At 56.2% G+C, this 11,127-nt stretch carries 9 protein-coding genes; 2 read left to right on the top strand and 7 right to left on the bottom strand.

The genetic code is table 11. The annotated features are described in order from the left end of the window. Window positions 1-5: 5 nt before the first annotated feature. Complete coding sequence (locus BM229_RS13050) at window positions 6-2,072, bottom strand: DDE-type integrase/transposase/recombinase (RefSeq protein WP_139226286.1); 2,067 nt, start codon at window positions 2,070-2,072, stop codon at window positions 6-8. Between the two features lie 127 nt (window positions 2,073-2,199). After that, on the bottom strand, window positions 2,200-2,883 hold the full coding sequence (locus tag BM229_RS13045; protein WP_167360256.1) for a hypothetical protein: 684 nt from the start codon (window positions 2,881-2,883) through the stop codon (window positions 2,200-2,202). Between the two features lie 906 nt (window positions 2,884-3,789). Here BM229_RS13045 and BM229_RS13040 point away from each other — a divergent pair. Further along, window positions 3,790-4,179 (top strand): DUF2384 domain-containing protein, encoded by a 390-nt coding sequence (locus BM229_RS13040; protein WP_093928090.1) that lies wholly within the window; start codon window positions 3,790-3,792, stop codon window positions 4,177-4,179. Between the two features lie 260 nt (window positions 4,180-4,439). Here BM229_RS13040 and BM229_RS13035 read toward each other — a convergent pair whose 3' ends face one another. After that, window positions 4,440-5,264: a polysaccharide deacetylase family protein gene (locus tag BM229_RS13035; protein ID WP_093928089.1), complete on the bottom strand. Its 825-nt coding sequence runs from the start codon at window positions 5,262-5,264 to the stop codon at window positions 4,440-4,442. Continuing rightward, window positions 5,245-6,189 (bottom strand): glycosyltransferase family 2 protein, encoded by a 945-nt coding sequence (locus BM229_RS13030; RefSeq protein WP_093928088.1) that lies wholly within the window; start codon window positions 6,187-6,189, stop codon window positions 5,245-5,247. Before BM229_RS13030 ends, BM229_RS13035 begins: the two co-directional genes overlap by 20 nt. Window positions 6,190-6,437: 248 nt before the next feature. Between BM229_RS13030 and BM229_RS13025 the strand changes: the two genes are divergently transcribed. Beyond that, on the top strand, window positions 6,438-6,671 hold the full coding sequence (locus BM229_RS13025; RefSeq protein ID WP_139226285.1) for a hypothetical protein: 234 nt from the start codon (window positions 6,438-6,440) through the stop codon (window positions 6,669-6,671). Between the two features lie 80 nt (window positions 6,672-6,751). On the opposite strand, the gene BM229_RS13020 is transcribed toward BM229_RS13025, so the two are convergent. Genes BM229_RS13020 through BM229_RS13010 form a run of 3 tightly spaced genes read right to left on the bottom strand, consistent with a single transcriptional unit; the run spans window position 6,752 to window position 11,076 of the window. Next, window positions 6,752-8,011: an O-antigen ligase family protein gene (locus BM229_RS13020; protein ID WP_093928086.1), complete on the bottom strand. Its 1,260-nt coding sequence runs from the start codon at window positions 8,009-8,011 to the stop codon at window positions 6,752-6,754. 1 nt (window position 8,012) lies between these two features. After that, on the bottom strand, window positions 8,013-8,780 hold the full coding sequence (locus tag BM229_RS13015; protein WP_244152182.1) for a family 16 glycosylhydrolase: 768 nt from the start codon (window positions 8,778-8,780) through the stop codon (window positions 8,013-8,015). 40 nt (window positions 8,781-8,820) lie between these two features. Continuing rightward, on the bottom strand, window positions 8,821-11,076 hold the full coding sequence (locus BM229_RS13010; protein WP_167360255.1) for a Wzz/FepE/Etk N-terminal domain-containing protein: 2,256 nt from the start codon (window positions 11,074-11,076) through the stop codon (window positions 8,821-8,823). Window positions 11,077-11,127 lie beyond the last annotated feature (51 nt).

Genomic DNA, 11,127 nt, shown 5'->3' with positions numbered 1-11,127 from the left:
CATAGTCATTCCATTGAATCGTCATCAAAATCATTATGGTTGCTGCCAGTGTCTTCATGGTCGGCAGCATTTTCCGAGGTGTACTGCGAAGGCTGGTCCCCCGTCTCATTGTCGAGGTCACCCAAGAGATCACGATAGGGACCTGCTTTATGTCGCCGCTCTGCGGTGTCAGCATGCCGCATGAACCGATCCACATCTTTTTGTAGTTCGGCTGGCGTCTTGGGCAGCGAAAGCAATCCCTTCAACTGCTTCAGGCGAACAGACTCCTTGTTAGCGTCGTTGATGAAATCACGGCGCGCGCGGACTTCATCAGGGTCTTGCGTAGCCCGTTCCTGGAGCCACACCCGCAGATCGATATCGTTCTTGCCGATCCACTGCTCATCCGCAGCTGGCACGGTGGTCCAAGGACCGTCATCACAGCGTACGCTGATGGTACCGATATCCCCATCCCACCGAAGGTAATCGAAATATTCAGCACCGGAATCGAGAAATTTTTCCATGCAAGCATCAGACTGGTAGTCGATGTGGCACACGCGAAGGCCGCTCCGGCTAAGTTTTCGCCGTCCCTGGTTCCCGAACGCCTCGCGCATTTCGTCGCTGCTGAGCGAACGGGGTTCACACTCCTTGGTTGCCTTTTCCCACGCTTCCTTGGGAGACATTCCCAAACCTTTGTGGAATTTGGGGTGGTAGGCATCGACGGTCCACCGCACGAGCCATACAAGAAAAGCCTCCAAAGTCAGCGTGGAACGTGCCGCGGAATCATTCTCGCCGCGTTCTATTACATTGCTGAATGCCCGCCCAGAAAAACGCAGTAGAAGATCTCTGTGAATCGTCCTAAAAACGCGCTCAATGAAAGGCTTTAGCCATGGCTTGCCGGCGGGCGCCCCCAGGTTTGTGATGCCGAGACTTGCGAGAACGTCATAGGCATCATCTGTGACATACGCGGGACCACGATCAAGAACGATGGTTTCAGGCGCCCCCGCCATCGGCCAACCAAATTTGGCTCCAGCGGCGTCGGCAATGGGGTTCTTGTCCGTGTAGATCATTTCCACGGTATGTCGCAGGGGGCTTTCAATGCCTTCAGGCACGATCTGCAGCGCAAGAAAGCAGCGGGTGTGAACATCAAGCGCGGCAGACAGCGTAACCCGTCGCGCAGCCCCGTCCAACTGCAGAATATTTTTGATTGACTGCGGCAAATGTTCAAACAAGTCAGTGCTTTTCATGAGCACGAAGAGATCAACTGTGTATTCATCAATTTCGACGCGCTGCAATGCGCGGGAAGTCTCTATCCCAGGGCCCAACGTGTGCAGGTCTTTGTAGGTCTTGTCCCACCCGTTCTTACGGATTTTATGATCAAGCGGAGCATTCTCCTTGATCAACCTCAGAATGTAATCATACCCGACCATCTTCATCTTGATCGCCGGAACAGGCAAACGTTCACGCCGCTCATTCTCCGCGCCCAGCGCAGCTTGAACGCTCTCAACGAATGACTTGACGGTCGGACGTTCTTGGTCCCAAAGGGCGCTCAGGATGCTTACGATGAATGCATCGGTCGCATCGTCGTAGCGATTGTATTTTCCGCAGTTCCTATAATTGTCAAAGAGTCCGTCGTCGCCGTTGTCACGCCACTGCCAGTACCACTTCCACATGGTCTGGCCGCATTTGAACCCTTGGTGGAACTCAACCGACTTCTCGATTTCCCGCCTCTTCCTTTGAGCCCTTGCGCCGCCCCTCTTTTTCTCTCGAATTGCAAGCCCCGCGAGATACCTGTCGTACCGGTTTTTTCCTTTAGCAACGATGTCGATGATCTTGTCACAAAAATCGTCGCGGATTAGCCGAAGCTCCCCGGCATCAATCATATCCTGTATCGCCATGACATATTGCTTCTTGAAGCGCTGGCGCGCGACCTCGACGGGCAATCGTTCGATGCGTCGAATCTGCTGACGGTCAAACGGTTTGGCAGAGGGGCGACGGAGGATTTTAAGGGTGCCGTAATTGTTTTCGGTGACGATCGCATCGAACGAGATTACGCTAGCAGTACTCTCATGGCATTCGCCAGAGTTCTGATCCATCCACTCTTCCCAAGACACCAAGTATCCCTCGGAACGCAACTCAAGGACGCGCCCTTGCCGGACACCAATCGTGAACTCGCAATCCTTCTCCAAAAGGACCTTTTTAAGTTTTTTGAATGGGCCGCCATTACGCAGGTTCCCCCCGTTCGATCAACGTTTTGCCGCGGATCTTTTCAGGGTTAAAAAGGCGCGCATGTCCGAAGCGAATCGCTCGGGCCACGCTAAAAAAGCCTCGGCCGGAAAGGCCGATGTTCTCGAGGAACCGGTCAATTGAAATCGGTGCCTCGAGCAGCGCCAACCCCTCGACAACCAATGCATCAATGTCCGGCTCAGGCCTACGAGCGGCGTGGTAAAGTTCGGCATTGTGCAATTCGATCGGACTGATGTTGCGCTCGGTCACCGTTACTACGGCGTCACAAATGTTGCCGATCGCCGCTTTTTTCACAGCGCCGATCATCGCCTGGTAGTCATAAGTCTGCGCGATCCGCTCCGGTTTCACGGAAATGCAGAGCCTCTGCCCACCCTTCGTGGTGAACCGAAAATCGAAGAAGTGTTGGCTGCGGACACCTTTGGGGTGTCGAAAAGGTAACGACGCTAGCTGCTCTTCGATATCGGCGAAATCGTACCGGTAAATCAAGCAAATCGCCGCCTTAAATTCCGTGTAACTACCAAACCCCAGCCGCTGCGGTTTGCCATCGACATTGTCATAAACCAATTCACCAACAAAATGGCCCTTTGAGGATTTCGGGATCTTACGAACAGCACGGTTCGGCAAAGGGGGTAGTGCATAGTGTTTTCTTGCACCATTCATTTGAGGACATATCTCCATCGGTCCGCGACAGAGGAAGCTGCGCGGAGGGTTATTTAATGATGGAGGGCGAGATCTGGTGTTGTCCTAGCGCTTCAAGGCGCTTATTTAAAGACTATGCAATCGGGCAGATCCGCCCCACCTTTTTAGCGCGTGCTCTTGTAGCACGCGTTTTTTTGGGGGAGTGAATTAATGTGTATCCGGTGTCTTCCTTTCATCTCTAAAATCTCGTCTCACTAGAACAGCTGTATTGCGCCGACGAAATCACACGACCCCACCGAAATGTCAATAAAGTCGTTATTTTTCTGATGCTTGCGAAAATTTAGCGCAGTTTCATATTTTCGCACTCCAATCCGGATTTCCTAGCACCCGGTAAACCAGTCCTTCAGTTGCCTTCTCGGCACCAGAATAGCCGCACTGCTTTCCCTGAGAAACCCGGCACCCTTCAAAAACAGAACCCAAAAGGTCGAAAATTGTGGATAACTTATACCGAGAACGCAAAATCCTTATAGGGAATTCCTCAAAAGCGACCGTGCGATAAATCCGGACAGAAACTCCCTCACCCGCCTTAAAGGCCGGATTTCGCAAAGGGGAACCAGTTCGACAGTCTGAGCAATTTCCGTTCTTTGGTCGCAGCGTAGCGCGCCGACTTCGCCTCTACAGCTCGCGTTCGAGCCTCACAGGTCCGGCACTAGGCGAATATGCTAATTTATCGGAGGACCCCAAAGACCGTGACAGACGAACACCACGTTATAAATAGATGCCGCGAGGCGTTTGCAGCACCCTCTGCCCGCCGCATAATTGAGCTTAACCGTTGCACTCATAACTGCTTTAGGACTACCACACTTAGACCCGAAAAACCCCGCGACGAACGCAACAAGTGCTGCACTTGACCCGAGGAATCTCAAAATGGAAATCATCAGTGCGACCCGTGATCCATCACAAATTAACGCAGCAGCACTCAAAGCATATACTCACATTGCCGGTCTTTGGTCTCTCGGTGTTAAAGATACTGCCAAACTCGCCGACATTTCTGAAGTTAATTGGTTACACTACATCGAGTCTGGCCTTGCAGTAGAACTTACTGAAGAGCAGCTGTTGCGTATCAGCGCAATTATCGGCATTCACAAGGCACTCGAAATTTACTTCTCCAAACCGATCGCTAGCGCTTGGTTCACGTATCCAAACATCGGCCCTTTGTTTTTAGGTCGCTGCCCACTTGATACGGCGATCAACGGCGGCCTACCTCAAATCATTGCAATTCGAAAATATTTGGATGCTTTGCTTGAAGGAGTATGATGTTTGCGCTCGTTTCTTACCCCTCATTAAGGAGATTGAAGCTTATTTGAAGATTTGATGAAATCTTCGTCTTTGCCTTTCGTCGAATTTGAAGTGACATTATCGCTGGAAATTAGAGGTATTTGGCCCTGCTCGACATGGGGCGGCTGTATGTGAAAGCCGAGAAACCGCTACCGCTGACATGTCGCAATGCCGAGTCAGACGCGACCCTTCAGGGTGGGCTTGCTTGGGGATTCCATGGCGGAACTGCACCGCTGGACCTATAAATCGGAACCCAATTCTACGCGTCCAGCTAAACGCTGCATCACATCCCGCACAGGCAGGATAGATACCCCCCCTGCCTGTGCGCCTGCGAGGATCGCCTCGAGACGTGCGGGCGGGCAACTGTAGTCATGGCCACTGTCGTCGACCCCATGTGCAAGCACGATCCCCCAAGCCTTCTGCCGCGAGATATCTTTAAAGATCGCGGTCCAATCGATCTCTGCCGCAAAGATGTTATCCGCGGGGAGAATGCGGAGAAGGTCCCGGTCAGTCAATTGTTGGTTCAGCCCGGGGCTAACGCCTCGGGCAGAAGAAAAACGTCGGCTGACCAGAATTTTCGCGGCGACCGAGACCTCGCCATAGGGATAAGCGAAGCTACCCGCACAGAACTTCGGTCCAACGACCTCCCGCAGGAAGCTGTCGTTCAAGCAAATCTCGTTGCGTATCTCACCCGGGTGCAAATTCAGGGTGCTGCGGTGATGGAAGAGATGCGAGCCTAGCTCATGCCCGGCGGCAAAGATTTCGTCGATATCCGACCGGCGGTATTGCGCGCGCCCCTCGACAGTCTTTCCGCAGAGATCGCCGCTAAGATAATAGGTTGCACGAACTCCGCATCGCCAGAGTATCGGCCCTCCTTCGCGCCAAGCTGACCGGGGGATGTCGTCGAAGGTGATGCTCAGATAGCCTTGGTCGGGGACAATCGGCAGTCTGCGAACGGCCACGCGTGCGGCGATGGCAAAGGACAGGCGCCCGGCGAGTGATATCCTGCGCTTCGTCGCGTTCTTGGCCGATTCAGGTGCTGCTTCACGTGCGATAGAGTTCAAGAACTTTCCCCCCGAGAATTTGCGAGCAGATCCCCGCGTGCAGCGATGCTCGCATCAGAGCCTTTGTGCGGCGGGCTGGGGACGTCGCGGCCGCCCCGGCGGCCCCGAGCAGCGCGCAGGTCTTACTGATCGCTTTGAAGAAAAGGATAGCCCGCCCGATAGATCGCTCAGGCCTATTGACACGACTATGCGTCTGACCGGCGCGGAAACTGCGGCGCAAGAGAAACCCGAGCGTCTCTCGCTGCTCTGACACTTCCTCATAGGCAACGGCGCTCTCTGCATAGCCAATTGTCCCGCCGTCCTTCACCATGCCGCTGAAGAAGGCGTCATCCTCACCCCCCGTCAGGCCATAGGCAAGCTCGAAGCGGCGATGGCGCAGATGGGGGCTATCCATCCGCAGAATCACGTTGCCGGTAAATCCGGTAACGATCTCGCCACTGCGCTGTACCACCGGGCGGACATCATGCAGACCCGCCCTTTTCATCCATTCCGGCGCCCCGGCACGATAGCGGGCAAAGACCGGCCCAAGCACCGCATCGGCCCCACCGGAGGCTATTTCGGTCAAAAGCGTCGCGGCCCAATCAGCCGTGACTTCCTCGTCATCGTCAATCATTGCGAAAAACGTGACACCGAGCGCCGCAGCTTTAATAAGCAAAGCATTGCGCGCAATGGATATGTTGCGGGCAGGAGCATGCACGTAGTGCATAGCAATGTTGCTTTCAGCCTTTAGGTCCTCCACCAGCGAAAGAGCCGAAGGCGTGTCATCATTATCGGCCACGATGATACAAAAACGGTAACCCGGCATCTTGGTCTGACCGGCCAGACTTCGGAGCGCACGCGCAAGCAGGGGGCGGCGGAATGTGCAAACACCGAAGGCGACCAACGGTAGGTTCTTGCATGAAAATTTCGAAGCCGCGATCGTCATTGGTATGCCCCGTTTCTTATGCGACCGGACTGCCGCGACAAGCTAATCATTTCGTTCCGCAGATCGATCGCTGTGCCATGCTTCAAGGGACTAAAGCGAATCGAATCGGCGGTGAAAGGCTCGAATACAGCTGAATTGGAGAGTATAGATTGAAAAAACTCTTTACGCTTGATAGACTTTAGGCAAGTTCGACGGGCTGAAACTTTCTCTGTTTTAGACTTATAGTGATCGAGCACAATCGAGAGCAGATGATGAACATATTCCTCTTTGTAATCGGCATGTTGACTACGGCGATCATTTCCATGGGCGCGACTTTGCTGCTTGGTGGTTCGGTCCTTCTGGCTCTTGCGATGGGAGGTGTGACCCTTGTGACCGCGCAACTTCTCTATTTGGTTCTGTTGCTGTCCACGGCTTGGCTCTCTAGGTCGAAGAAAGAAAAAGACTGGGCCAAACACCGTGAACAGAGCCGCACGAAAGCCTGATTTTGCCTTAGCGTTAGTGCTTGTTCGACGGTGAGACCGTGAATCAATTCCACGCGGTTTTTCCAGATTTGTTTGAAAGATCACGACAGTGGCCCTCCCTGCCCGCGCGTCCGCGCCTGTGGCTCTTCTCGGACGGCACGAAGGCTCTGCACCAGTGCAACGAGCACAATTACCGTCACGGCGTCGAACTCGAAGAATACCGGCACTTCGACCATGGATAAGGCCAGCACGAAGGTTACGGCCATGAAGGAAAAGATAGCCGGGGCGCGGCGCGACCGCATGAGCCAGAAGGTGCTCAGAAACAGAGCCGGCACCAGAAGTGCTGTCGAGAGCAGCAAACCAATCAGCCCGATTTCGACCGCGCTCGACAAAAACAGATTGTGAAAATTGAAGCCCGATTTCGACAGGATATAGTATTCCGCCCATATCTGTTCGGCAAGCGGGCTGCCCTGGACCCAAAAAGCCCGATAGCCGGTGCCTAACAGGGGCGACCGGGCAATCTCGCCGAGCGCGAGGGACCAAAGCTCTGTCCGTCCGGTAAGCGAGGGGTCCTTCCCGGTCCGCTCAATGATCAGATCAAGGATTTGGCCTTGGAAATGAAGTCCCGCCAGAATTCCGGCCAGTGCAGTGGCGCCAAACAGGGTAAGCACCCCCGCACGGCGCGCGAAAGGAAGAGCATGGGTGAGCAGGATCGTCAGTGCCGCAGCAAGGACAAAGACCGTCGCCAAGATCGCGCCAAGAGATTCCGCCATCTTGATCTGCGGCAACCCCATCGCCAGTCCAATGAAACCTGCGCCACGCCAAGCAGGCGACTCTGCCGGGTCGGCTAGCAGGGCGAATGAGCACAGAACTAGCGCGACCATGGTGAAAGCATAGTAATTTTTGCTTTCGAAGATTCCGAGCCAGACCCCGTCAAACCGCAGACTGCCGAACAACAGACTTGCCACGCCCGCCAGTGCAAGCGCGGAAAAGAGAAGCCTCAAAAACACGATCGGCGAAAGACGGTTCGCTAAAGTCGCGGCGATCAGGAAGGTAACCCCAAGCTGCGCGCCATGCCGTAGCGAGAGATAGGGGTTATCCGACCAGAATAGGCTGAGGATGCACCAACCCGGGAGGAGGTAAATCCACCAGAAGGCGCGCATCTCCACGCCCGCTCGGTCGGGACGGCGCAATAGCATGCAAAGCCCGGCCGCCAGGAATGCCACCACTCCCTTAAAGCCTAGATAAGAGACAAGGACCAGCGCATTGACAGACAAATACCCGAGCACCGTATTGGGACAGATCGTGAGGGTCGGTGCCGGTGCGGCGAGGCTGCCCTGATGCTGGTACTCAGTGATCAATTCAGCCTCCTGCAAGCTTGCAAAGGACCGATGCGGCAAACTGGCAGGACGCACCCTGCGCGGTAAAGGCGACCCAGTCTATCTCCATCCGTTTTGCGCGGTCCGGTGGAACGAAGGGCCCCATCCAGTCGTTCAATATCTCGGTGCCCCAGAGGCTGAGATAAATCTTCTGCGGCGTTTCCGGCAGCGCCGGGCCTGCGACGGAATGGATCAGTTGTCCATCGACGAACCACCGCAGGAGACCTGGCTCCCAGATAAAGGAATAGACGGTAAAGGCGACATTCGCAGGGTTGCTTAGCCGGTACACCCCACCGTGCATCGACTGGCCATCGACATAGGTGTTCACAGTCACCTGATCGACATTTCCCGTAAGGATTTCGAAATCGATCTCGTCGTGCCGCGCACCATGGGCGGGGCCGATATAGGTGAAGAACGCCGCATTGAGACCACTGCCATCATCGGTTCTAAGCCGCGCCTCGAAAGTGCCGTAGCCAAAACGCTGCTTGGTTTGGATTTCGCCGCAGTGATAGCCATGTGTCTCTGTCGGGGCCTCTATGAAGCTTAGAACCGCCCGACCGGGCAGATGCGATACGGCGGCAGAGGACCAGAGGCAGTTCTGGTGATCGCCGTTGCTCCATCCGTCTGAGACATACCAACGCGCGGCGTCGAAACTGGTGAAATCGTCCTTGAAGCTTTCGCCCAAAGGCTCGGCCTGCCCAGCGCCCGCTAGGACGAACGCCAGCGACAGTGCCGCCGTAATAGCGACCAACGTGGGCCGCCAAGCCCACCTGCACAAACCTTGGGCCAGATTAAGAGGCTGGATCGCCATAGGCATAATAAAGTTCTTCCGTTGGCTCGGACTTGCTGTATTTCGCAAGTGCCTTCATGTCGGTCTTGTTCAACGCGGCCCCGATCAGCCTTTCGTGGAGGATTGGGTCCGAAGATAGAATGTATTGCAGGAGTTCAGGCGACACTTTCCCCCATTCCAGCATCAGCACCAAACCATCCAACGCCGGTATGAGCGCCCGTGCGTCCGAGACCGGGCCGAGGGGCGCCAAATCAACTATCGTGAGTTCATAGCGCTGCTTGGCCTCGGCAATCAGGGTGCGGAATTCCGGCGCACTAATCATGTCGCCGGTCACTCTCGTTCCTTTGGACGTGGTGAAGGGCAAGAAGTGCAGGCCCGTATTGACCTCAAGGCGCAGGGCGTCCTCCCAGTCCGCCCGCCGGGTGAGCACCTCGTACAGCCCCATACCGATCGACTGGCGCCACCCCTTGGATAGCGAGGAGGTGCGGGCGTCGGCATCCACTAAGAGCACGGATCGCCCAGTGGTCGCCGCAAGCGCCGCGAGGTTCTTCGCCGATGTGGTCTTGCCCTCACCCGGTCGGATCGAAACGATACCAAGCGCATAGCCGGTCTGGCTACCTGCCGATGCTTCGACCGCCACACGGATGTTGCGCAGGGCTTCGGTAAACTGCGAATGAGGGTCTTTAAGAACCGGGAAAACGTGCCGGAATCCGAGACGTGGCTTGTTGCTGCCACGCCTTGGCTTTTTCAAAGCCTCCGGCGCCGTCGCACCTTCGATCTCGTTGAGGCTCATCTGGGGCAGATAGCCGAGAAACGGCAGCCCGATGGCGTCCTGTAATTCGTCCCTCGTGCGGATGAAACGCTGTGCCCGTTCCCGCCACAGGGACAGTGCGGCACCGGCCAGCAGGCCCAGAAGCATCAAGCCCAAGATCATCGTCTTGCGGGGCGCTATCGGGTCCTGCGGGGTGTCCGCAATCGACAGCAGTCGCACGTTGCTAACCGGGAATGTCTGGGTCTGCTCGAGGTCCTTCAGGCGCAGCAGGTAGGTCTCGTTCAGGCTTTCATAGATCTCCGCCTGCCGCTCGAGTGCGCGCAATTCAACGCGGGAAGTGGCAAGCTTGACGTTCTCCCTCGAGATCTCCTCAATGCTATTGCTCAACATGGTGATCTCGGCTTCCTGCGCGCGCAATGCGTTCAGCGTCGTTTCGTAGAGGCGCTGCATCTCGCGTTGCAATATCCGCCCCTCGACCTCGATCCGCTCCCGCAGCTGGAGGACTTCGGCATGGTCGGGCCCATACAGCCGCATGGTTTCGTCCAAATGTTGCTGCAGAACCAGCAACCGCTCCTGCCGGGCCGAGAAATCCGCATCTGGCACGCGCGCCCCGGCCGCGCCAGACGCGATGAAACGGGCTGGATCGAGATGCTGCAATTCGTCAAAGATGAGGCTTTGCGCCCGCAGCCGTGCGACCTCGACAGTGGCGGTCGCGAGGTCTTCTTTCAGCCGTGCGATCATCTGGACAATGATCGGTTCGCCGGCGACCGTCTCCAAACCACTCCGCGCGCGGTATTCCTCGACCTGAAGCGCCGCTTGGGTGGAATTGTCCTGAATGACGAAAAGACGGTCCTGCAACCAATCCAGCACCCTCGCAGAGGCCTCGACGTTCCCCATCAACTGGTCCGAGACGAACGCTTCGCCATAGGCGTTCACGATCTCCGCGACCAGCTCCCGATTGGTTGCCGAATACCGTATCAGGAAAACAGCACTGCGCCCCTCGCGCCGAATCTCAACCCCTTCACGGAGTATCTCCACGGCCTCGAACCGCTGCCGCATCTCTTCGGTTTTTGGGTCGACCGCGCTCTCCGGTGTCGCCGCCTGCGGCAAAAGGTCAGGGACCCTGCTCCGCAACTCCTGCACCGCTTCACCAAGCAGTGACGTGGGCGGCGACATAAACGCATCGTTCCGGTGAAGGTCCAGCTTATTCACGACCGCCAGTGCCAGTGTCTGTGACTGCAGCACCCGAAGCGCGCTTTCCAGGGTCAGCTCGTTCTGGGACAGATTCGCCGGACGGTTGGAGATCCCGGACGTGCCCGCGACCTCATCGCCGATCATGACTTGGGTCGAGGCCATGAAGACCGGCGGGGTCGTCTTGATGTAGAGAACCCCAATAAGGAGCGCTGCGACCACGGTTGCGACGATCAATAGCTTATGTCGCAGCACCCCTTGAAACAGAGCGTTGAGGTCAAAGGTCGTCCCCATCGGGTCTGGCGCTTGACTAGGAGCGGGCCCGTGAGTCGGATCGATGCTCGC

This window comes from Sulfitobacter dubius (genome assembly GCF_900113435.1).
Classification (GTDB): domain Bacteria; phylum Pseudomonadota; class Alphaproteobacteria; order Rhodobacterales; family Rhodobacteraceae; genus Sulfitobacter; species Sulfitobacter dubius.
The sequence above is the reverse complement of the archived record's forward strand: the minus strand, read 5'-3'. Positions and strand labels throughout refer to the sequence as shown.